The following is a 23268-nucleotide window of genomic DNA, read 5'->3' as shown; positions in this document are numbered from 1 at the left end:
GTTGAGCGTTGACAGATCACTGCAACGCGGATGGAAATCGCGATATGCTGCAACGTCCGGCAAATACTTATAGCGGCGAAAGCTGGGCCAATGCCGCAGCCGCCGGAAACCTGCCGGAAAGGCTGGTGATCGTTACCGACGCCTGGCATCCGCAGGTCAATGGAGTCGTCCGCTCAATCGAGAACACCAATCGCGAACTGGCGAAAATGGGTGTCGAGGTTGCGATGGTGACGCCGGAGCGTTTCCACAGCATCCCCTGCCCGACCTATCCGGAAATCCGCCTGTCGATTGCCAATTACCGACGTGTCGCGCGAGAGATCGAAAAGCACAATCCGACCTATGTGCATATCGCCACCGAAGGTCCGCTGGGATTGACCGCCCGCCGCTGGTGCCTGCGCAAGCGCATGCCTTTCTCAACCAGCTATCACACGCGCTTTCCGGAATATGTTTCTGCCCGCCTGCCGATACCGGAGAGCTGGCTCTACGCCTTCGTGCGTTGGTTCCACAATGGCGGCGCCGGCTGCATGGTGGCGACGCCAAGCCTTGCTCGCGAATTGTCCGCGAGAGGCATCAAGAACCTGATGCCCTGGACCCGCGGCATCGACGCCACGCAATTCCATCCGATGCCGCTTGAGCCGGAGCCTCTTGGCCTTCCTCGGCCGATTTTCATGACCGTCGGCCGCGTGGCGCTGGAAAAGAACCTGCCGGCCTTTCTCGATCTCGACCTGCCGGGCTCCAAGGTCGTCGTCGGCGATGGTCCGGCGCGCGCCGAACTGGAGCAGCGTTATAAGAACGTCCATTTCACCGGAGTGAAATTCGGCGAGGATCTGGCGAAAATCTATGCCCAGGCCGATGTCTTCGTCTTCCCCTCGCTCACCGACACCTTTGGCAACACCATTCTCGAAGCCTTGGCATCGGGCGTGCCGGTCGCCGCCTACCCGGTCACCGGCCCGCTCGATATCATCGGCGAGGACAGCGAGGTCGGAGCACTCGACGCCGACCTGCAGGCAGCATGCCTGGCCGCTCTCTCCGCCTCGCGCACCAAGGCGCGTGAGCTTGCCATGCAATATTCTTGGGAAGCGGCAACGCAGCAATTCATCAACAATATTCGCGCTGCCAATGGGGTCATCACGCCGAAATGGAAAAAGGCTTGGCAATTCGCCAAGTCGCTTCCAAGAAGCAGAAAGCCCGGCGAAACCGCCGGGCCTCTCCCATCCGGAGATTGATCGACGTTACTTGTAAGTGCCTGGAAAGCGCCGGCTATATCAGGCGCGAGCGCAGCCGCGAGGACGAACGCGTCGTCGCGCTTCGGCTGACGGAGGAAGGTAAGTGCCTCAAGGAAAAAGCGACTGGCAATCCCCGGCTGCATCGCCGCCGCTACAGGCTGAGATCGTGGCGCTGCGCGAGGCGTTGAACAAGAGCGTGGCTTAGCGATAGACTACCACCAAGATAGCAAGGTCGCCTGGAGCACCCCCCTCTGCCCTGCCGGGCATCTCCCCCACAAGGGAGGAGATCGGCTGGGGCGGACCCGCTCGTTCCAACATCAATTGTTTGGAGAGATTCCATCCACGAGTCGATCTCCCCCCTTGTGGGGGAGATGTCCGGCAGGACAGAGGGGGGTGCATGGCGGGCTACGTCGAACCCTACGTCCGCCTCTTCTTCGACTCGTACGGATTATCAGGCGAACGGAAATGGATGCGGATCGGCACGCTCGGCATATCAAAATCGGCGCGCAACCCGTTGATCAGGTAGCGCGTATAGGATTCCGGCAGCGCGTCGGAGCGGGTGCACGAGATCATGAAGGCCGGCGGACGGGCCTTGACCTGCGTCATATATTTCAGCTTGATGCGGCGGCCGGAAACGGCCGGTGGCGGATGTTGGATCTGCTGCGTCTCCAGCCAGCGATTGAGCCGCGCCGTCGAAATACGCTTGTTCCACACCCTGTCGGTATCGATGATCGACTGCATCAGCTTGTCGAGTCCCCAGCCGGTCTGGCCGGAGATCGGCACGGCGCGAATGCCGCGCGCCTGCGGCAGCAGCCGATCGGTCTTTTCACGCAGATCCGCAAGCACCGCTTGCCGGTCCTCGATCATGTCCCACTTGTTGAAGGCGAGCACGGCCGCGCGACCCTCGCGCAGTACGAGGTCGACGATCTGCAGGTCCTGCTTCTCGAAGGGGATTGTCGCATCGAAAACGATGACGACGGTTTCGGCGAAGCGGATGGCCCGCAGGGCATCGGCGACCGAAAGCTTCTCCAGCTTCTCCGTCACCCGCGCTTTCCGGCGCATGCCGGCGGTATCGAACATTTTGATGGTGCGGCCGCGCCAGTCCCATTCCACCGAAATGGAATCGCGGGTGATGCCTGCCTCCGGGCCGGTCAGCAGCCGATCCTCGCCGAGGAAGCGGTTGATCAGCGTCGACTTGCCCGCATTCGGCCGGCCGACGATTGCCACTCGCAGCGGCTTGGTCTCGTCATAAGCTGGCTCTTCGTCCTCGTCCTCACCCTCATCAGCTGAGTGGGGAATATCGACGTCCGTGACGGCAACATCCTCCTTGGCATAGGCCCGGTCCTTGCCGATCGCCTCGACGATCGCGTCGCGCAGATCGAGCATGCCTTGCCCGTGCTCGGCCGAAATCGGCGTCGGCTCGCCGAGCCCCAGCGTATAGGCGTCATAGAAGCCGCTGTCGGAGCCGCGCGCCTCGGATTTGTTGGCGACGAGCACCACCGGCTTGCCGCGCCGGCGCAGCATTTCGGCAAGAGCGGTATCCACAGGCGTCAGCCCGTTCTTGGCGTCGACGACGAAAAGCGAAAGATCAGCCTCATCGATTGCCGCTTCGGTCTGCGCGCGCATCCGGCCCTGCAGGCTTTCCTCGTCGGCTTCTTCCAGACCGGCCGTGTCGATAATCGTAAAGGTCAGCCCCATCAGCCGCGCATCGCCCGGCCGGCGGTCGCGCGTCACGCCGGGTGTATCATCGACGAGCGCAAGCTTCTTTCCCACCAGACGGTTAAAAAGCGTCGACTTGCCGACATTCGGACGACCGACGATGGCGACCGTGAAACTCATTCTTTTTCCTTAAAACTCAGCCCTGCGCGGCGGGCGCCTTGCCGGATGCGGTAATGAGATCAAGCATCATCTGCGCCCGATTGGCAACAGGACGCGGGCTGCCGGCGTCGTCGACAATCGACTGGAACCATTGCCGCGCCTGCGCCATGTTGTCGGCCTTGTAGGCGGCCAGACCGAGTGCTTCGCGCGCCGAATGGCGGAAAGCGTTACTCGGCACGGCCATTTCTTCGATCGCAGCCGAAACCTGCTCATAAGAGCCGTTCTCGATCAGCAGCCAGCCCGCGCGCATTTTGGCGACATCGCGCACGGCAGCCGGCACGCTGTTGTCTTTGCCGATCTCATTGAAGGCGGCGATCGCAGCAGCAGCATCGCCCTTCTGCGCCTGGACAGTCGCCGCCCGCATGCGCGCCAGCACCGGATAGGCGCCATGGCCTTCCTTCTCCAGCTTTTCAAGCGCGGCCAGCGCCTCGTCGTTCTTGTTTTCGTCGGCAAGCTTCATCGCCGCCAGAAACTGGTCGCCGGCGCTGGAGGAGCGGTTGTCGTCCCAATATTCATAGAGAACCTTGCCGGCGGTGCCGAGAACGATCAGAACGGCGACGACAATGATATAGCGGCCGAACCGGCGCCAAACGCCCTTCATCTGGTCGGACCGCAATTCCTCATTGACTTCACGGATGAAGCTGTCGTCGTTGAATGCCATTCTCGTCTCCGGCCGCGGAAATACCTATACGCATGTGCATGACACGCACATTTCCGGCCTTCTACCCCATTTTGCCGCCGTTGTAAGGGGGATGTGAAAGATTCGTCACATGGTGAGCGGCGAAACGCCGATCAGCCATTCGTGCAGCTTCCAGATGATCAGCGCCCAGACGAGGATCCCGATGACGGCGGCATAGAGGTCGTACTTGGCCGAGACGAAGGGCCGGAGCGTGATTTCGCCCGCCAGCTCGCGGCGCTTGAGTGAAATGCGCACAATCACGCCCCAGGCAAGGAAGGCCGCAAACAGCAGGACCGACGATGTCTCGCCGTTGGCGAGCAGGTGCGCCAGCGCCCAGATCTTTACCGACAGCACCATCGGATGTTTGGTCCTGGTCGCTATATGCCCCGCCGGCAGCAGCGAGGCGACGAGACAGATCATCGCGAACAGCATCAGCGTGATTGATATATGAGCCATCCAGACCGGCGGATTGTAGAGCATGCCAGTCACCTGCCGCGCCTGACCAAATCCGTAGATCAGGAGGATCAGTGTGAGGATGCTCGCGATCGAATAGCCGGCCCGCCAGCCCTTCTCGCCGAGACTTGCGATCATCGAGCGGCGCAGATCCGGAGCCACCACCCGCACCAGATGCACCCCGAGAAAAAGTATGATGCCGACGATAAGCAGTGCCATTGCGGTCCCTTCCGTGCAGTTTGACATGACTTAGCGGCTGGCGGGAAAAAATACCAGTTGTGACCGCAGCTTCGCCGCAATTCTATCGGAGGGAAACCGCGAACAAATTGCCGCGGTGCCCATGTCTCGTCCTCTCCTCGCCGTCTGTCTGGTTGCCTCCCTCGTTCTTTCCGCGGTAGCAGAGGCGGCCGACCAACCGAAGCAGCTCGTCATCATCTCCTTCGACGGTGCCCACGACAACGCGCTCTGGGTGAAAAGCCGCGAGATGGCGGCGAAGAACGGCGCCCATTTCACCTATTTCCTCTCCTGCACTTTCCTGATGAACGAAGCGGCGAAGAAGACCTACCAGGCGCCGCACCAGAAACGCGGGAAATCCAATGTCGGTTTTGCCCAGAGCGACGACGAAATCCGCGAGCGCCTCGGCAATATCTGGCATGCCCATCTCGAAGGTCACGACATAGCGAGCCATGCCTGCGGCCATTTTGACGGCCGCCTCTGGAGCGAGGCCGACTGGTCCGCCGAATACGCGACCTTCCATGCCACGTTGAAAAATGCCTGGAAGAGCGTCGGCCTCGATGAACCCGCCGGCTGGCAGGATCTGGTCGATCACGGCATCAAGGGCTTTCGCGCTCCCTATCTCTCGGCGACGGCGGGCGCCGACATGATCGCCGCCGAGAAGAAGGCGGGCTTCACCTATGACGCGAGCCTCGTCACCAAGGGTCCGGCCATGCCTGTCGAAGAAGACGGCATCCTCCGCTTCGGCCTGCCCCTGATCCCCGAAGGCCCCAGCGAAAAGCCGATCATCGGCATGGACTACAATCTCTTCGTCCGCCATTCCAAGGGTGAGGAGGACAGCGCGGATTCGAAGGCATTCGAAGACCGCGCTTACGCCGCCTTCTCCCAGGCTTTCGACCGCCAATATAACGGCGACCGCATTCCCCTCCAGCTCGGCTTCCATTTCGTCGAAATGAACGGCGGCGCCTACTGGCGCGCGCTCGACCGCCTGGTCAGAAACGTCTGCCATAAGACCGACGTGGCCTGCGTCAGCTATTCCGAAGCCATCCCGATGATCAAGGCGCGTGGGAAATTGGAGCAGACCTCAGGGCTCTGACGGTGTTTTAAAATTGAGGGGTAGTGCCGTTCAGCCCCATCCGCCCAAACCTCACCAGTCAACCATCGACATGCGCGACGCCGGCTTCCCTCTCCAGATAGTGCCGATCGATCGCAGGTAGCGGTTCATCGTCGATCGCCGCCTCGAAAGTCCTAAGACGTTTGTAGATGGACAACAGCTCGATAATAGTCGTCCAGGAACTTACGAGATATTGAAAAGATCCGCGAACCTGATCGAAAACATTCGTAATCTGCGTCATCAATCCCAGCGTCAGCTTACCTGCGACGATCGATGGAATGAGAACGATAAAACTGAATATATTATCAGCCTGGGAATAGAAGAGACGTGCGACATTGAAGTATGTATAGTGGAAATAGATACGGAAATAATTCCGTCGGACATTCGTGAATAATTCAGCCAACGTTAACGGATCCGCGCGATCTGCATGATCCTCGCCATAGACCAGTTCCTTGCGGTAGTGGGCTTCCACGCGCTGATTGAGGAATTGCAGCCCAGGCAGCTTGATACCGACAATAGCCAGAAAGACTGTTCCAAACAACGACCAGAAGATTGCGGCCCAGACAAGCGCATGCGGGATGGCGCCGATTAGCGGCAATTCCGTAATATTTGCGCCAAGCCGAAAAAGTACCGGCAAGAATGCAATCAAAGTCATGATGGAATCGACAAAGCTGACGCCCAAACCCTCAACCGTTTGTGCAAAGCGCATCGTGTCGTCCTGCACGCGCTGAGACGCGCCTTCCACATGCCGCAGCTTGGGCCAGTTAGCGACATAGTAGTCGTTCATCGCTGTGCGCCAACGAAATACCCAATGGCTTACGAAGAACGAGGTAAACACCCGAATCGCGACCGCAACAAACGCTATACTGGCGAATATCAGCAGTTCCGCATAAAATCGTGAAGCGGGAACGGAACCGACCTTCTCTAGGGCCTGCTGGACCAAATTATAGAAAGGCCCATACCAAGCGTTCACAGCAACACTGACCTGTACACCAAAGTAAGTCGTGAAAATGATCAGCGAAGCACCGAGAACTGACCAATACTGCCAGGGATGCGGACTATACCAGAACCAGAAGGCAGTGAACAAACCAACGACAATTGCATAATAGATATAGAACCACAGGAAAGGTGCCGTCCAAAAGACAGACACACCGATAGGTGCTTCCTGCCCTTCGGGCAGCGGCGGCAGTCCGATCGCCGCGCCGGCCTGCTCGCCACCAAAATACCAAAGAAGGACCGCGGCCAGGCACCAGAGCGCGGCCGATATAAAGAAAGCTTTTGGTTTTGGGAAAAATGAAAGGAACACTGGGGCACTTTCCTGAACGGGAATCTCGGGAGCATCAGCAGATGCTGATTGCCCGGAAATTAAGGCACTTCGAAGAAAGCGGCAATGGACTCAAGCCATTGTTACGCACTTGTAACCACTTAATGGATTTCCTTCATCACCGGCATCGCCATTGAAGCGCACACGACCAGGGCAATGGCAGCGATCACCGTCGGCAGGGTAAAGCTGCCCGAGCGTTCGGCAATCCAGCCGGCAACAATCGGCCCGACGATCTGGCCGACGCCGAAGGCGGCCGTCATCATCGCCAGGATCCGCCGCGGACTCTTCGGGGAAAGCTTGCGGCCGATCTGCAGTCCGTAGGCAGTGATCGCAAGGAATGTCGCCCCGAATAGCGCACCGCCGATCAGCGGCGCGACGGAGGGCGGCAGCGCCACGGTGGCGAGCACGCCGGCCGCCTCGATCAGGAGCGCCGCGACATAGACGCCGCCCAGCCCGAGCGGCCTGACCAACGGCTTCCAGGCAAACAGCGCCACCGCCGCCGTCACACCGGCAATGAACCAGCAGAGAAATTCGACGAAAGCTCCCGTCGCCGCCATGCGTGCGATGGTAACGAGGAAGGTCGCCGTGATGACGTAGCCGAAGCCGAACAGGCCGTAGGAGAGCGTGACAAGCACCATCGGCCGGCTCCAGTGGAGCGCCGGTTCCTTGCCCGTTCGCGCTGCTTGTGCCGGCGCCGTGGGCAAGAGCCACCAGACGACGGCGAGACTTGCCGCGCAATAGAGCGCTCCGCCGATCCAATCGGCGCGCCAGCCGCCCGGCTCATCGTGAAAGCCAAGACCGATCAGCAGCACCATGACCGACGAAAGCGCGATGCCCGCCCCCGGCCCGCCGAAATGCGCAGCCTGCACATGATCGTTGCCGGCAGCAGCCCCGTGGCTGAGCACGATCGATGAGGTGAAAACCATGGCGAAGGCGCTGGCAAGGCCTGCCACGAACCGGATGACCGCAAAGATCGCGACGGAATCGGTAGCCGCCATGGCGGCGAGCAGGATCGCGTTGGCCAGCAATGCCGCAAGCGCCACCAGCCGTTCGCGCCCCGCCGCCCAGCCATAGGCCGCCAGCACGGCGCCGACGAGATAACCGACGAAATTCGCCGACGCGATAAAACCGGCATCGGCCGCCGAAAGCGGCACGCCGCTCATCATGCCGGGCAGGATCGGCGTGTAGGAGAAGCGCCCGAAGCCCATGGCCGCCGCCATGGCGGCGGCGCCGGCAGCGGCGGTAGAGACGAGATTCGGCGGGGAGCGAGGGGGGCGGGAAAGCATGCAACGCTTATCGCCCTGCAGCACCGGCATCGCAAACGACTATTTCTGATCGATTGATCAATTCTGCGAAAGTCGATGGATGAGGTGAGCGCTCCGAGTTCGATGAACGCAAGGAGCGGCGTTGCGGCGTGCTTCGAGGCTTCGCCCTATGGCTGCGCACCTCAGCATAAGGGGCTTTGGAGGATGCCGCGCTTATAACCGCGGACGCAGGAGTATGCGCACAGCCTCTAAGAGAACCTCATCCTGAGAGCGTGTGAATCGATTTTGCCATTTTCGATGCGAGTCAAATCAATGACTTAGCTCTCGTAAAAACAACGAGAATCCAAAAGATTCACAGACTCTGAGACGCCCCGCAGGGGCCTCGAAGGACGAGGCGGGTGCGCCGACGATGAAACCCTACGCCCGCCCATCCGGCAAGGTCAGAATCACCGGCCCGTTCCGCGTCGCAACCACCGTGTGCTCGAATTGCACGGTCGGCGCCTTCGGATCGGCATAGAGCGTCCACGCATCGTCGCCGCCTTCGGCCCAGGTCGCGCCGAGCGAAAGAAACGGCTCGACGGTGAAGACGAGGCCATCCGTCATCACACGTTTTTCCGACGGATCCGGCCAGGTCGAGAGCTCGGCCGGCTCCTCGTGCAGCGAGCGGCCGACGCCGTGGCTCGCCAGATTGGCGACCAGCGTATAGCGGTTCTTCTGCGCGAAAGCGCCGACGGCGGTGCCGATCTTTGCCAGAGGTTCGCCCGCTTTCACCTGATTGAGCCCGACCCAGAGCGCCCGCTTGCCGTCGCGGCAGAGGCGTTCGATCTTCGGCTTGACCGGCGGCATCGCAAAGGAAGCGCCGGTATCTGCGAAGAAGCCGTCCTTTTCCGCCGAGACGTCGATATTGATCAGGTCGCCGGCTTGGATGACACGCGCGCCTGGAATGCCGTGGGCGATTTCTTCGTTGACGCTGATGCAGGTGGCGCCGGGAAACTGGTAGCAGAACTCCGGCGCCGAGCGCGCGCCTGAATCCTCGAGCACCTTGCGGCCGATCCGGTCGAGCTCCAGCGTCGTTATGCCGGGCTCCATCGCCGCCGCCATCACCTGGATGGTGTTGGCGCAGATCCGGCCGATCTCTTTGAGCTTTGTCAGTTCATCGTCGTTTGCGATTACCATTCGTCTCTTCCGGCCTGCACGCGACGGCCGCGGCCGCCTTAGAGCACGCGTCCGGCAGGACGCGCTGAGGAATTGCGCTGATCAAGCCGTGGCTTTCGCCCCTTCGCCCCTTTCAGTCAATGCCTTTCTGACGATCGGCGCGACTTTCGTCCCGTAGAGCTCGATGCCGCGCATGATCTGATCATGCGGCATCAGGCCGATCGCCATCTGCAGCAGGAAGCGGTCGTTCTTGAATATCGCATGATGGGCGATGATCTTTTCCGCAACCACCTCGGGATCGCCGACAAAGAGCGCGCCGTTCGGCCCGCGCGACAGATCGAAATGCGCCCGGCTCGTCGGTCCCCAGCCGCGCTCGCGGCCGATACGGTTCATCACCTCGGCCTGCGGGCCGTAGAACTGGTCAGCGGCTCTCTCCGTCGTGTCGGCGATGAAGCCATGGACATTGATGCTGGTCTTCAGCTTCGCCTTATCCTGCCCTGCCCGGCGCGCAGCCTCGTGGTAGAGATCGAAGAGCGGCGCGAAACGGCGCGGCTCGCCGCCGATGATCGCGAGCGCCACCGGCAGTCCGAGCGCCCCGGCGCGCGCCACCGACTGCGGTGTGCCGCCGACCGCGATCCACAGCGGCAGCGGATCCTGCAGCGGCCTGGGATAGACGCCGCGTCCGTTGATCGCCGCGCGAAGCTCACCCTTCCACGCGACAGTCTCGTCGTCGCGCAGCGCCAGCAGCAGATCGAGCTTCTCCTCGAAAAGCTGGTCGTAATCCTCGAGATTGTAGCCGAACAGCGGGAAGGACTCGATGAAAGAGCCACGCCCTGCCATGATCTCGGCACGACCGTTGGAAATGAGATCAAGCGTCGAAAACTGCTGGAACACACGCACCGGATCATCGGAGGAGAGCACAGTGACGGCGCTGGTCAGCCGGATGTTTTTGGTCTTGACGGCCGCCGCCGCCAGCGCCACGGCGGGGGCCGATACCGCATAATCCGGCCGATGATGTTCGCCGAGGCCGAAGACGTCGAGCCCCACCTGATCGGCAAGCTCGATCTCCTCGATCAGATACTTCAGCCGCTCGGCCCCCTCAGCTCCCTTGCTGCGGGAGGGATTGGGATTGACATCGGCGAATGTGTAAAGGCCCAGTTCCATCGTCGGTATCCTGTTGAACTCGATCCGGAGATAAGGATGGTGGGGATGGAGCGCAAATACAAATTGTGGAACGGATTGTTCGAGAATCTTGATAGGCGGCGCGGTGATTTTCGCGAACGTGTTGTTGTCGACCGAGCTTTATCGGCGAAACAACAAGGAGTCTTTGCGCCGTGGCCACCCCCCCTCTGCCCTGCCGGGCATCTCCCCCACAAGGGTGGAGATCGGCTGGACGCAATGGCTTGCCCAAACAACTAGACATCGTGATTGCCGCAGCCGTCAGAGAGGGAGCGACGGTCCACCCGCTTGCCGATCTCCCCACCTGTGGGGGAGATGCCCGGCAGGGCAGAGGGGGTGTCACGCACACCAGAGCCGCGACCGAAGCACGAACTCGAACCACCAGTTCGAATCTGAATTCAACGACTTCCAGCCGCCGGCGGAATCATCTTCCAAGCTGCCTCAGACCTCACCTGAAGCGCCACGCCCCGCCGCTCACATCGTCGCCAGCAGCTCCGCCAACTGATCAGCCGCCTTGCCCCATCCCTCATGGAAGCCCATCTTCTCATGCGCTTCCTTGTCCTCGGCGCGCCAGTGCAGCGCCTTGGCCGTATATTTCGTGCGACAGTTGCCAAGGTCTTCGAGCAGGATGACGCCGGTGAAGAAGGGTTTTTCCGACGGCATCCAGGCGCTGCTATAGGCGTCGGTGAAGACGATCTTCTCGTTCTCGACGACCTCCAGATAGACGCCGCGATTCGGATACTGATTGCCCTCGGGATCCTGCATGACGACGATGCTGGAACCGCCGGGCCGCACCTCGAGCGTTGCTTCCGCAACACCCCAGGGGCGCGGCACGAACCATTGCTTCAGCAGGTCGGGATCGGTCCAGGCTTTGTAAATCTTCTCGCGCGAAGCGTCGAATTCGCGAACAAGGACCAGTTCATGTTGCGTGCTGACGGTCATTTCAACATCTCTCCGTTTGAGTGAAACCCGTTTCGTATCAGGTTGTTACAAGGACGTGTCAAACTTCGCCGTTCCGACAGCACGCCGAAATTAATTTGCAATCGGCTGCGCCGCCTCTTCCTGCATCTTGTCGATCTGCCGGCGGATATGGGCGGCTTCTGCCGCCGAATGGGCAAGCGCGATGGCATGGTCGAAGGCTTCGCGCGCCTGGCTGGTCAGACCAAGCTGCTTCAGCAGCCCGCCCCGCAGACCGTGATAATAGAAATAGCCCCCGAGCTTCTCGCCGAGCGGATCGATAAGATCCAGCGCCTCCTGCGGCCCTTGCAGCTTGGAAACGACGACCGCGCGATTAAGCGTTACGACGGGCGACGGCTGAACACGTTCCAGCGCGCGGTAAAGCAGATCGATCTCCGCCCAGTCGGTGTCTTCGGCGCGTTTCGCGCGGGAATGAATGGCGGCGATGGCCGCCTGAAGCTGGTAGGGTCCCGGTTGGCGGTGGCGCACCGCCTTGTCGAGAAGCGCCAGGGCCTCATTGATGAAAAGCTGGTTCCAGAGAGAGCGGTCCTGATCCTCGAGCAGCACGATTTCGCCTTCGGGACTGAAGCGCGCCGGGCGGCGCGATATCTGCAGAAGCATGAGCGCAAGCAACCCCATCAACTCCGGTTCGGACGGAAAGATGTGCAGCATAAGGCGTCCCAGCCGGATCGCTTCGTCGCTGAAGGCGGCTGCCTCATGCCTCGGATCGGCCTGGCTGTAGCCTTCGTTGAAGATAAGATAGATCATCATGCTGACGATCGAGAGACGTTCGGCCCGTTCCTCAGGGCTCGGCGTTTCGAAAGGCACGCCCGCCTTCGCGACACGCGCCTTGGCCCGGGTGATGCGCTGCTCCATGGCGCTTTCGGAGACCAGGAAGGCCCGCGCGATCTGCGTCACCGAAAGGCCGGAGACGATGCGCAGCGCCAGCGCGATCTGCTGGGTCGCCGGCAGATCCGGATGGCAGCAGATGAAGAGAAGCCGCAGGATATCGTCGCGATAGTTGGAATCATCAAGCCGCTCGACGATATCGCTTTCGGCATCCTCGGTATCGGAAATGACGTCCTCGTCCGGCAGCCCCTGAAGCTTCGACCGTTTGCGCACGGCATCGATACCGCTGTTGCGACCGACGAAAATGAGCCAGGCCGTCGGATCGCGCGGCGGTCCTTTTTCCGGCCATGTCCGGATCGCCCGCAGGCATGCCTCCTGGAACGCCTCTTCCGCGGTATCGAGATCGCGGAAATAGCGCAACAGCGCGCCGAGCGCTTTCGGGCGGGCTGAGGCAAGGGCAAGGTCGATCCAGGCGATATCGGTCATGATGCAGCATCTCCCGGCCTGAACACGTAGAAAGGCCGAATTTCGTAAGAGGTGGAGCCGGGATTGACCGAGGATAGCTGTTTCGAGAAGGCGACCGCCTCGTCGAGCGTATCGAAGTCAACCACGTAAAAGCCGAGAAGCGCCTCTTTCGTTTCCGCGAACGGGCCATCGATGACGAGAGCTTCGTCCTTGCCCTTGCGCACGGTCGTCGCCACCGTCGTCGGCATCAGCCGGCCGACAGGCCCCAGCTTGCCGGCTTTGGCAAGCGGCTCCTGCACGGCGTAAAGCTTTTCCATGACGGCAGCCTCCTCCTCTTTGGTCCAGGCGAAGACGGTTTCCTCATGGGCGTAACAAAGGATTGCATAAAGCATCGGTCACTCCTCTTTCCAAATGACGAAGGAGTAACCGCTTACCCGACAGACCGCATCAAAAATTATCCAGCTCAGCGGCGATTGCAGGAACCACGGCTCTTACCGAAGGCTAGCCTTCGCTCAATGTCCGCCTGACTGCATTCTTCCAGCCCTTGATCTTTGCCGTCCGCACCTTCTCGTCCATGTCGGGCTCGAACCGCCGGTCGCGTTTCCACGTCGCCGAAAAGCCGTCCCTATCCGGCCACACCCCTGCCCGGCCACCGGCGAGCCAGGCCGCACCCAAGGCGGTGGTCTCCAGGATCACCGGGCGATCGACCGGGGCATCGAGCAGGTCAGCGAGGCGTTGCATCGTCCAGTCGGAGGCGACCATGCCGCCATCGACGCGGAGTACCGTATCCTCGGCGCCGTTCTTCCAGTCCTTCTGCATGGCATCGAGCAGGTCGCGGGTCTGGTAACAGACGGCTTCGAGCGCCGCGCGGGAAAGCTCCGCCGGGCCGCTGTTGCGCGTCAGCCCGAAAATCGCGCCCCGCGCTTGGGCATCCCAATATGGCGCGCCAAGCCCGGTGAAGGCCGGGACGAGATAGACCTCCTGCGTGGGATCGGCCTTTTCGGCAAGCGCATTGGTCTCGGCGGCGCTGCCGATGATGCGAAGCCCGTCGCGCAGCCATTGCACGGCAGCACCCGCGATGAAGATCGAACCTTCGAGCGCATAGGTCGTCTCGCCGTTCAGGCGGTAGGCAATGGTGGTCAGCAGTCGGTTTTTCGAACGCACCATATCGGCGCCGGTATTGAGCAGCGCAAAACAGCCGGTACCGTAAGTCGATTTCATCATGCCGGGCGCAAAGCAGGCCTGACCGATGGTCGCCGCCTGCTGGTCGCCGGCGACACCAAGGATCGGGATCGCGGCGCCGAAAATCTCCGGATCGACCGTGCCGAAATCGGCGGCGCAGTCCTTAACCTCCGGCAGCATGGCGGCCGGCACTCTCAGAATGTCGAGCAGATCCTCGTCCCAAGCGTTTTCAGCAATGTTGTACATCAGCGTGCGTGAGGCATTGGTCGCGTCGGTCACGAAGCTCTTGCCGACGGTCAGCCGCCAAATCAGGAAGGTGTCGATCGTCCCGAAGCAAAGATCACCCCGGGCCGCACGCGCCCGCGCCCCCTTCACGTTGGCAAGCATCCAGGAGAGCTTGGTGCCGGAGAAATAGGGATCAAGGATCAGGCCGGTTTTCTTGGTAAAAACCCGCTCCAGATCCTGCCGTTTCAGGTTGTCGCAATAGCTTGCCGTGCGCCGGTCCTGCCAGACGATGGCATTCTGGATCGGCCGGCCGGTCTCGCGCTCCCACACAACCACGGTCTCGCGCTGGTTGGTGATGCCAAGCGCGGCGATGTCCGTCGCCGTCAGCTTCGCTTCGTGCAGCGCCATCTTGACGGTGGCGACGACCGAATCCCAGATCTCCTCGGGGTCATGCTCGACCCAGCCGGAGCGCGGATAGATCTGGGTGAATTCCTTCTGGCCCTTGCCGACGATCTGCATGTCGCCATCAAAAACAATCGCCCGTGTCGACGTCGTTCCCTGATCGATCGCCAGAACATATCCGCTCATGAAATCCCTCTCCCTAGAGCAATTCCAGCAAAAGTGCGCAGCGATTTTGCGTCCGGAATTGCGTGGAACAAAGAGATAGAGCATTTCCGTGATTCGGAGAAAAACGGAAATGCTCCACGCCGATTATCATGACAAATCAATAGGACACGGATGCGGGCGAGAAAAGCCAATAAAGCGGAATTGCCAGCCAGCCGGCTTTGGGAATAACCTCCCGGCTAACGCTGCGACGCAGCATCGGCATTCACGGAGAAACAGCATGAGCAGATCAGTCGTCGTCACCGGTTCCACCAGCGGCATCGGCCTTGCGATCGCCACCGCCTTTGCCGAAGCCGGCGACAATATTGTCATCAACGGTTTCGGAAACGCCGATGAAATCAAGGCGATCGTCGCGCGGCTTGAATCGGCATCGAAGGGCCGGGCGATCTACCATCCGGCCGACATGACGAAACCCACCGAGATCGCCGACCTAATCGAAACTGCGGCGAAGACCTTCGGCAGCGTCGATGTCCTCGTCAACAATGCCGGCATCCAGCATGTCGAGAAGATCGAGGATTTCCCGATTGAGAAATGGGATCAGATCATCGCCATCAACCTGTCGAGCTCCTTTCACACCATGCGCGCCGCCATTCCGCTGATGAAGGCTAGGAAGCATGGCCGCATCATCAACATCGCCTCGGCCCACGGGCTCGTCGCCTCCCCCTTCAAATCCGCCTATGTCGCGGCAAAACATGGTACATTAGGCCTCACGAAGACAGCGGCGCTGGAACTTGCCGAATTCGGCGTGACGGTCAACGCCATCTGCCCGGGCTACGTGCTGACGCCGCTCGTCGAAAAGCAGATACCCGATACCGCCAAGGCGCGCGGCATGACTGAGGAGCAGGTGAAGAGCGAGGTCATCCTCAAGGCGCAGCCGACGCGTGAATTCGTCAAGGCCGAGGAGATCGGCGCGCTGTCGCTCTACCTCGCCAGTGACGCCGCCCGCCAGGTGACGGGAACCCACATCTCGATTGACGGTGGCTGGACGGCGGCTTAACCATTGGAAAAACAACCGGGAATATCATGAACGACAGCATTCGCTTCATCCTGAATGGCGAGGACATAGAACTTACCGATCTCGGGCCGACCGAGACGCTTCTCGATTTTCTGCGGTTGAAGCGGCGCCTCACCGGCACCAAGGAGGGATGCGCCGAGGGCGATTGCGGCGCCTGCACCGTGCTCGTCGGCCGGCTCGTCGACGGCAAGCTTGCCTATGAATCCATTAATGCCTGCATCCGCTTCACCGGCTCGCTGCACGCCACGCACGTGGTGACGGTCGAGCATCTGGCCGGCCGGGACGGTGCGCTGCATCCGGTGCAGCAGGCGCTGGTCGATTGCCACGGCTCGCAATGCGGCTTCTGCACCCCGGGCATCGTCATGTCCCTCTATGGTCTGTGGCTGACGAAGGAAAAACCCGGTCGCCGCGAGATCGAAAAGGCATTGCAAGGCAATCTCTGTCGCTGCACCGGCTACGAGCCGATCGTCAAGGCCGCCGAGCAGGTGAGCCTGACGCGGCCGAGCGCCCTGTTCGACCCGCTGGAGCGCACGCGCTCGGAAATCATCGCACGGCTCTGGGCCATGCAGGCGAGCGGCACCATCCGGATTGCCAAAGGCGAAGACCGTTTGATCGTGCCGGCTTCGGTCCAGGCACTGGCCGAAGTTCTCTCGCAGGAGCCCGACGCGATCGTCGTTGCCGGCTCGACCGATGTCGGCCTCTGGGTGACGAAACAAATGCGGCGGCTGAGCCCGGTCGTCTTCATCAACCACCTGAGCGAATTGCAGTCGATCACCGAAAGCGAGGACGGCGTCACCATCGGCGCCGGCGTCAGCTACACCAGGGCCTTCGAAGCGATCGCCCGGAAAATCCCGGCGCTCGGGCGGCTGATCGACCGCATCGGCGGCGAGCAGGTGCGCAACATGGGCACGATCGGCGGCAACATCGCCAACGGCTCGCCGATCGGCGACAGCCCGCCGCCCTTGATCGCCCTCGGCGCGACGCTGACGCTGCGCTCCCTGGAAGGCCAGCGCAAAATGCCGCTCGAGGATTTCTTTATCGCCTACGGCAAACAGGACCGCAAACCCGGCGAATTCGTCGAAAGCGTCTTCGTGCCCTATCCCGCGAACAGCCGCTTTGCGGCTTACAAGATCACCAAGCGCCGCGACGAGGACATCACCGCCGTGCTCGGCGCCTTCCTGCTGACCCTCGACGAGGCCGAGATCGTTACCGAAATCCGCATTGCCTACGGCGGCATGGCGGCGACGCCGAAACGCGCCCGCACTGTGGAGGCCGAACTGATCGGCAAACCGTGGACAGAAGCAACGATCGAGGCCGCGCGCCCTGCCTTCGACACCGATTTCCAGCCGCTCACCGACTGGCGCGCCTCGGCGGAATACCGCCAGCTGACGGCCAAGAATTTGTTGACGCGGTTCTATCTTGAAACGGTAGGCGCGCCGGCAGAGCTGAAGCGGTTCGACGAGGTGGCGTGATGCAGAAATCGACGCTCGGCGCCAGCCACCCCCCTCATCCGCCTGCCGGCACCTTCTCCCCGCTGGGGAGAAGAGACAAGGCGCCACGTCTCGACTCCCTCTTCTCCCCAGCGGGGAGAAGGTGCCCGATAGGGCGGATGAGGGGGGCGAGCGGCCCTGAGCCGCGAGTGCTCGGAGCATCTGCGACGGGCAATCGTTCGGCAGGGAGACACTAATGGACAAGTCCACCTTCGAAGACCCCAAGGCCGTCATCTTCGGTCCGATGCATGGCTCCCTGCGCCATGATTCCGCGCACAAACACGTCACCGGCGCTGCCGATTACATCGACGACATCCCTGAACCCACCGGCCTGCTGCACGGCGCGCTCGGCCTTTCCGACCGGTCGCATGCCGAAATCCTCAGCATCGATCTTTCCGCGGTCGCCGCCTATCCCGGCGTGGTCTGGGTCTTCACCGGCAAGGACGTGCCCGGCGTCAACGACACCAGTTCCAACGGCAGCCATGACGAGCCGCTGCTGGCCGAAACTTTGGTTCAGTTCCACGGCCAGCCGATCTTTGCCGTCATCGCCGAAACGCGCGAAGCCGCCCGCCGCGCCGCGAGGCTCGCCAAGATCGACTATCGCGACCTGCCGCACTGGAGCGATATCGACGGCGCGCTTGCCAATGGCAGCCCGCTGGTCGTCACGCCGATGACACTCCAGCGCGGCGAGCCGGAAACGGAAATGACCAATGCCGCTATGCGTCTCAAAGGCCGGATGCGCATCGGCGGACAGGAGCATTTCTATCTCGAAGGCCATATCGCCGTGGCGATCCCCGGCGAGGATGACGAGGTCACCGTCTGGTCCTCGACGCAGCATCCGAGCGAGATCCAGCATATCGTCGGTCACGTGCTGGATATCCCGTCCAACGCCGTGACCGTCAACGTACGCCGCATGGGCGGCGGCTTCGGCGGCAAGGAAACCCAGGGCAACCAGTTCGCGGCCCTTGCGGCGATCGCCGCCAAGAAGCTCGGTCGCGCCGTCAAGTTCCGCCCGGACCGCGACGAGGATATGAGCGCCACCGGCAAGCGCCACGATTTCCTCGTCGATTACGAAGTGGGCTTCGATGCCGAAGGCCGCATTCACGCGATCGACGCGACTTATGCGGCGCGTTGCGGCTTCTCCTCGGATCTCTCTGGACCCGTTACCGACCGCGCCCTCTTCCACGCCGATTCCAGCTACTTTTACCCGCATGTGCATCTGCAGTCGAAACCGTTGAAGACGCACACCGTCTCCAACACCGCCTTCCGCGGCTTCGGCGGCCCGCAAGGCATGCTCGGCGCCGAACGCGTCATCGAGGAGATCGCCTATTCCCTCGGCAAGGATCCGCTCGATATCCGCAAGTTGAATTTCTATGGCCAGCCGGGCTCCGGGCGCACGCTGACGCCCTATCATCAGGAGGTCGAGGACAACATCATCGCCCGTGTCGTCGACGAACTGGAGGAGACGGCCGAATATCGGGCGCGGCGCAACGCCATCATCGGCTTCAATCGCGACAGCCGCTACATCAGAAAAGGCATCGCCCTGACGCCGGTCAAATTCGGCATCTCCTTCACCATGACCGCCTTCAACCAAGCCGGCGCCCTGGTCCATATCTATCAGGACGGCTCGATCCACCTGAACCATGGCGGCACCGAAATGGGCCAGGGCCTCTATACCAAGGTGGCGCAGGTGCTGGCCGACAGTTTCCAGGTCGATATCTCTAGGGTGAAGATCACCGCGACGACGACGGCCAAGGTGCCGAACACCTCGGCCACCGCCGCCTCTTCCGGCTCGGATCTGAATGGCATGGCCGCCTTCGATGCCGCCCGCCAGATCAAGGAACGTCTGGTGGCCTTTGCCGCCGAAAAATGGGAGGTGGCGCCTTCCGACGTCGTCTTCCTGCCGAACCGCGTGCGCGTCGGCGAGATCGAGATCTCCTTCCCCGATTTCATCAAGCAGGCCTATTTCGCCCGCGTCCAGCTTTCCGCCGCCGGCTTCTACAAGACGCCGAAGATCCACTGGGATCGCAAGGCCGGCCGCGGCACCCCCTTCTATTATTTCGCCTATGGCGCCGCCTGCACTGAGGTCTCGATCGATACGCTGACCGGCGAATATCTGATCGACCGCACCGACATCCTCCACGATGTCGGCCGCTCGCTGAACCCGGCGATCGACCTCGGCCAGGTCGAAGGGGCCTTCGTGCAAGGCTTGGGCTGGCTGACGACGGAAGAGCTCTGGTGGGACGACAAGGGACGGCTGCGCACCCATGCCCCGTCGACCTACAAGATCCCGCTCGCCTCCGACCGCCCGAAGATCTTCAACGTGCGCCTCGCCGAATGGTCGGAGAATGCCGAATCGACGATCGGCCGCTCCAAGGCGGTCGGCGAGCCCCCCTTCATGCTGGCAATCTCGGTGCTGGAAGCGCTGTCGATGGCGGTCGCCAGCGTCGCGGACTACAAGGTCTGCCCGAGACTAGACGCGCCGGCGACGCCGGAACGGGTGCTGATGGCGGTGGAGCGGATGAAGCGGGTGTAGATGACGGCTGAGATGTCCGATCCCGAAGATATTAGGAAGAGACGTCCAGGCAAAACTCGTCAGGCCCGCAAACTACGCCAAACCGAAACTGAAGAGGAGTATCGGCTTTGGGGCGATCTGCGAAATCGACGGCTGAATGGATATAAGTTTACGCGACAAGCTCCCCTCGGGACCTACATCGCCGATTTTCTATGTCGCGAAGAGCGCCTGATTGTCGAAATCGATGGATTTCAACATGCCGACAATATGTCTGACATGGCTCGGACCTTGTGGCTAAACCAGGCCGGATATTCGATCCTCCGATTTTGGAATCACGAAATAACCCAAGAGCGAAGAGCGGTCCTCGAGACGATCCTTACGGCACTTGAAGGGCGAATATTCCAGCGAGATGATATCCTTCGCTTCTATCTTGCGATCGTTCGTTCCGAGGGTGTGAAAACGTAATGCACTTGAACCAGGCCCCCTCATCCGACCCTTCGGGCCACTTTCTCCCAGCCGGGGAGAAGAGGAAGCAAGCCTCTCGCGCACTGCCTGTCCGAACTGTTGCACCGGAGAGCGCCCTTTTAGAACGGATGATGGGATCAACGGCGAAGCGGCGATCTCCCTCTTCTCCCCAGCGGGGAGAAAGTGGCCCGAAGGGTCGGATGAGGGGGTCTTCGCGGCATACTCCCAAGGTCGCGAGGTCTATCAGTGATGACTGACCTCCCGACCTTTCTCGCTGCCCACCCCGACGCAATCCTCGTCGATATCACCGGCACGCAAGGCTCCACCCCACGCGAGGCCGGCGCCTTCATGCTCGTCTCGCCAACCGCATTGTGGGGCACCATCGGCGGCGGCCAGTTCGAGTTCATGGCAATCGCAAATGCGCGCGAGATGCTGGCTGGAACCGGCGGAGCCCTTACCATGGACATCCCGCTCGGCCCGGAAATCGGCCAGTGCTGCGGCGGGCGCACGCAACTGCGGTTTCGGCGGCTGACACAGGCGCTGACGGATGAGCTCGAGGCAAGGCTTGCCGGCGAGATCGAGCGCCTGCCGGAGGTCTTTCTCTTCGGCGCCGGCCATGTCGGCCGAGCGCTGGCGGCAGCCCTTGCGCCGCTGCCGCTGTCGGTAACGGTCGTCGAAACGAGACAGGAAGAACTGGCCAACCTGCCGGATGAAACCAAGACCCGGCTCGTGCCGATGCCGGAAGCGCTGGTGAAAGATATTCCCGCGGGCGGCGCGGTCGTCATTCTGACCCATGACCACGCGCTTGATTTCCTCATCGCCCGCGAGGCCCTGGAGAGAACCGACCTCGCCTATACCGGCATGATCGGTTCCGCGACCAAACGCGCCACCTTCGCAAGCTGGCTTTTGCGCGAAGGCGGCGGCGAGCGCGGCTGGATGGACCGGCTGACGCTGCCGATCGGCGGCTCCGCGGTCAGGGACAAGCGCCCGGAAGTGATCGCCGCGATGACCGCCGCCGAGATCCTGACGGCGCTTACGGCCTACCGCATGCGCTCGTCCTCGTAATAGGGATCACGCCCGTCGAGGAAACCGAGGTCGCGCTTGACGCGGTCCGGTGTGGCGGAAAGATCGAGCCGCGGCAGACGGCAGAAGCGGTGCGCGCTGCCTGACAACCAGCCGGCAAGGCGCAGGAAAACGCTGCTGATCTGTTGCGGCCGGCTCTCTTCAATAGCATGGCAATCCATGACGTCACCTCGTCAGATTGATGGTATGAGTTGCAGTCTGTCGCTAAAAATGCTGCAATTCCAATCGAACGACCGTCTGCCTGCATCAAGAGAACTTATCCATGAAACTCTCGAAGCAATTTCCGCTGAATGCGCTGCGCGTCTTCGAGGCCGCTGCCCGGCTCGGCAGTTTCACCAAGGCGGGCGACGAGCTCGGCATGACGCAGACGGCCGTCAGCTATCAGATCAAATTGCTGGAGGAGAATGTCGGCGAGCCGCTCTTCCTGCGCCGCCCGCGCCAGATCGCGCTGACGGAGACCGGCGAGCGGCTGGCGCCGAAGGTGACCGAAGCCTTCGCCATGCTGCATGACGCGATGGCGACGGCGCGCGACAGCGTCGAAGGCACGCTCGCCATTAGTTCGACCCATACCTTCGCGTCGAAATGGCTGGCGCCGCGCCTCGGCTCCTTCCATTTGAAGCATCCGGCGGTCGCGGTTCGGTTTCAGGCGACCTCCGACATCATCGACTTCGCTCGCGAGCAGATCGACGTCGGCATCCGCTGGGGCGATGGCAACTGGCCGGGGCTGACGCTGCACCGGCTGATGGGACTTGAATTCACCCCGATGCTGAGCCCGAAACTGGCGGAATCGGCAGGCGGCATCAGGGAGCCGCGCGATCTCCTGAAATTCGACCTCTTCGACGCCGGCGACATCTGGTGGAAACAATGGTTCGAGGCAGCCGGCGTCACGGAGACGGATCTCGACCGGCGCCCGCGCAACCAGCTCGGCTCGCAGGCGGTGGAAGCCGATGCGGCGATCGCCGGTCACGGCGTCGCCATCCTCCATCCGGCCTTCTACGCGGCCGAAATCGCACTCGGCCGGCTCTATCAGCCTTTCGAACTGACCCGCAGCGACGGCAAAGCCTACTGGCTCGCCTATCCTGAAAATCGCCGCAACGTGCCGAAGATCAAGGCCTTCCGCAATTGGATCCTGGAAGAGATGAAAGCCGCCGGAAGTTAATCCGGCAAACACATCAGGGCCAATCACGCCGAACCGGACTTGCTACGTTTGGCTTCAAAATCCCATTTCCGGCGCGTAGAAGCAGCGCGGTGTGTTCTCGTTAGGGAACAGACAGAGGTGATAATCACCATCGCCGGACTGCATGGCCTTCGTCATAGGCAGCAGAAAGACGTGAGCATGCGTGACGAGCCGGTGGTCGCCCGGCAGCAGCGTCACACGATATCCGTTTGGCGTCACCGCCACGCTTTTCGACGGAATCATCTGGCAATCGCCATTATGACTGTCGCCATTGCAACAATAGGGGTCATAACTCCACCCCGAAGGTGCGTCGTGAGCCGTCGCCAACGATGCGTATGCCATCATCACACACGTCAGAATGCTGCGCATGGGCATCTCTCCGTCGATGAATGCGCCGCCGATATCTAACGTTTCTTATTATTTCATGCCGGCGGCCTGCAAAACCTAACTGTATCTGCTCATCATAGTTTCAAGATCGGCAAATCTTTGCAAATCCAGTATGAGACAGTCATAATGCATGGCCTTCTCGGCAGCTTTTAGGCACGGGACGACAGATCGGCGATGCGTCAGCGGTCGCCGACATAGGCGAAACCAATGGCGACTGCCAGCGCCCCGCCTCGGCCCGCCGCCTTGCGAAGGGCCTGTGCGGTTCATCATTCTCCTCTTTCCTCCCCGCCAAAATTTCCGCAATGTCGCGAGTCGGAGGAAGATAGG

General features: G+C 61.5%; 20 protein-coding genes and 2 pseudogenes. 9 read left to right on the top strand and 13 right to left on the bottom strand.

What is annotated here, in order from left to right:
- Window positions 1-44 precede the first annotated feature (44 nt).
- Window positions 45-1226: a glycosyltransferase family 1 protein gene (locus tag QWJ46_RS02055; protein ID WP_302748810.1), complete on the top strand. Its 1182-nt coding sequence runs from the start codon at window positions 45-47 to the stop codon at window positions 1224-1226.
- 14 nt (window positions 1227-1240) lie between these two features.
- A pseudogene (locus QWJ46_RS02050) lies at window positions 1241-1431 on the top strand (MarR family transcriptional regulator); the annotation flags it as partial.
- Window positions 1432-1643: 212 nt separating this feature from the next.
- On the opposite strand, the gene der reads toward QWJ46_RS02050, so the two are convergent.
- From der to QWJ46_RS02035, 3 genes are all read right to left on the bottom strand, one after another.
- Complete coding sequence (gene der, locus QWJ46_RS02045) at window positions 1644-3065, bottom strand: ribosome biogenesis GTPase Der (RefSeq protein WP_064804199.1); 1422 nt, start codon at window positions 3063-3065, stop codon at window positions 1644-1646.
- A 16-nt stretch (window positions 3066-3081) separates the two neighbouring features.
- Window positions 3082-3765 carry a tetratricopeptide repeat protein gene (locus tag QWJ46_RS02040; RefSeq protein WP_184454040.1) on the bottom strand — a complete coding sequence of 228 codons (684 nt, stop codon included), beginning with the start codon at window positions 3763-3765 and terminating at the stop codon, window positions 3082-3084.
- Between the two features lie 105 nt (window positions 3766-3870).
- On the bottom strand, window positions 3871-4455 hold the full coding sequence (locus QWJ46_RS02035) for an NnrU family protein (protein WP_302748809.1): 585 nt from the start codon (window positions 4453-4455) through the stop codon (window positions 3871-3873).
- A 121-nt stretch (window positions 4456-4576) separates the two neighbouring features.
- Here QWJ46_RS02035 and QWJ46_RS02030 point away from each other — a divergent pair, with 121 nt between their 5' ends.
- The gene (locus QWJ46_RS02030) at window positions 4577-5566 is read left to right on the top strand and encodes a polysaccharide deacetylase (protein WP_302748808.1); all 990 of its coding nucleotides are present in this window, start codon (window positions 4577-4579) and stop codon (window positions 5564-5566) included.
- A gap of 58 nt (window positions 5567-5624) precedes the next feature.
- On the opposite strand, the gene sbmA is transcribed toward QWJ46_RS02030, so the two are convergent.
- From sbmA to glpK, 8 genes are all read right to left on the bottom strand, one after another.
- On the bottom strand, window positions 5625-6890 hold the full coding sequence (gene sbmA / locus QWJ46_RS02025) for a peptide antibiotic transporter SbmA (RefSeq protein ID WP_184454034.1): 1266 nt from the start codon (window positions 6888-6890) through the stop codon (window positions 5625-5627).
- A 119-nt stretch (window positions 6891-7009) separates the two neighbouring features.
- Entirely contained in the window at window positions 7010-8224 is a 1215-nt protein-coding gene (locus QWJ46_RS02020; RefSeq protein WP_302748807.1) for an MFS transporter, read from the bottom strand.
- 366 nt (window positions 8225-8590) lie between these two features.
- Window positions 8591-9349, bottom strand: a complete 759-nt coding sequence (gene map / locus QWJ46_RS02015) for a type I methionyl aminopeptidase (RefSeq protein ID WP_302748806.1) — start codon at window positions 9347-9349, stop codon at window positions 8591-8593.
- 81 nt (window positions 9350-9430) lie between these two features.
- Complete coding sequence (locus QWJ46_RS02010) at window positions 9431-10492, bottom strand: LLM class flavin-dependent oxidoreductase (RefSeq protein WP_302748805.1); 1062 nt, start codon at window positions 10490-10492, stop codon at window positions 9431-9433.
- A gap of 489 nt (window positions 10493-10981) precedes the next feature.
- Entirely contained in the window at window positions 10982-11449 is a 468-nt protein-coding gene (locus tag QWJ46_RS02005) for an SRPBCC family protein (RefSeq protein WP_302748804.1), read from the bottom strand.
- 90 nt (window positions 11450-11539) lie between these two features.
- Window positions 11540-12799, bottom strand: coding sequence for an RNA polymerase sigma factor (locus QWJ46_RS02000; protein WP_302748803.1), 1260 nt, complete (start codon window positions 12797-12799; stop codon window positions 11540-11542).
- Entirely contained in the window at window positions 12796-13170 is a 375-nt protein-coding gene (locus QWJ46_RS01995; protein ID WP_302748802.1) for a YciI family protein, read from the bottom strand. The genes QWJ46_RS02000 and QWJ46_RS01995 overlap by 4 nt, the downstream gene beginning before the upstream one ends.
- Window positions 13171-13279: 109 nt before the next feature.
- Window positions 13280-14773 (bottom strand): glycerol kinase GlpK, encoded by a 1494-nt coding sequence (gene glpK, locus QWJ46_RS01990; protein WP_302748801.1) that lies wholly within the window; start codon window positions 14771-14773, stop codon window positions 13280-13282.
- A gap of 256 nt (window positions 14774-15029) precedes the next feature.
- Here glpK and QWJ46_RS01985 point away from each other — a divergent pair, with 256 nt between their 5' ends.
- From QWJ46_RS01985 to xdhC, 5 genes and pseudogenes are all read left to right on the top strand, one after another.
- Window positions 15030-15806 carry a 3-hydroxybutyrate dehydrogenase gene (locus QWJ46_RS01985; RefSeq protein WP_302748800.1) on the top strand — a complete coding sequence of 259 codons (777 nt, stop codon included), beginning with the start codon at window positions 15030-15032 and terminating at the stop codon, window positions 15804-15806.
- Window positions 15807-15832: 26 nt separating this feature from the next.
- Window positions 15833-17296, top strand: a complete 1464-nt coding sequence (gene xdhA / locus QWJ46_RS01980; protein ID WP_302748799.1) for a xanthine dehydrogenase small subunit — start codon at window positions 15833-15835, stop codon at window positions 17294-17296.
- Window positions 17297-17510: 214 nt separating this feature from the next.
- On the top strand, window positions 17511-19850 hold the full coding sequence (xdhB, locus tag QWJ46_RS01975; RefSeq protein WP_302748798.1) for a xanthine dehydrogenase molybdopterin binding subunit: 2340 nt from the start codon (window positions 17511-17513) through the stop codon (window positions 19848-19850).
- 24 nt (window positions 19851-19874) lie between these two features.
- Window positions 19875-20294: pseudogene (locus tag QWJ46_RS01970) on the top strand (endonuclease domain-containing protein); the annotation flags it as partial.
- 249 nt (window positions 20295-20543) lie between these two features.
- Window positions 20544-21359, top strand: coding sequence for a xanthine dehydrogenase accessory protein XdhC (xdhC, locus tag QWJ46_RS01965; protein ID WP_302748902.1), 816 nt, complete (start codon window positions 20544-20546; stop codon window positions 21357-21359).
- Here xdhC and QWJ46_RS01960 read toward each other — a convergent pair.
- Complete coding sequence (locus tag QWJ46_RS01960) at window positions 21335-21538, bottom strand: hypothetical protein (protein WP_184454010.1); 204 nt, start codon at window positions 21536-21538, stop codon at window positions 21335-21337. The two genes, xdhC and QWJ46_RS01960, sit on opposite strands and share 25 nt — an antisense overlap.
- A gap of 101 nt (window positions 21539-21639) precedes the next feature.
- Between QWJ46_RS01960 and QWJ46_RS01955 the strand changes: the two genes are divergently transcribed.
- Entirely contained in the window at window positions 21640-22536 is an 897-nt protein-coding gene (locus QWJ46_RS01955) for a LysR substrate-binding domain-containing protein (protein WP_302748796.1), read from the top strand.
- Window positions 22537-22590: 54 nt separating this feature from the next.
- Here QWJ46_RS01955 and QWJ46_RS01950 read toward each other — a convergent pair whose 3' ends face one another.
- Window positions 22591-22923 carry a hypothetical protein gene (locus QWJ46_RS01950; RefSeq protein WP_184454006.1) on the bottom strand — a complete coding sequence of 111 codons (333 nt, stop codon included), beginning with the start codon at window positions 22921-22923 and terminating at the stop codon, window positions 22591-22593.
- Window positions 22924-23268 lie beyond the last annotated feature (345 nt).

Origin of the sequence: Rhizobium sp. CBN3, from assembly GCF_030518245.1 — a bacterium.
GTDB classification, from domain to species: Bacteria; Pseudomonadota; Alphaproteobacteria; order Rhizobiales; family Rhizobiaceae; genus Rhizobium; species Rhizobium aethiopicum_A.
This window is presented reverse-complemented; position numbering and strand designations above follow the sequence as displayed.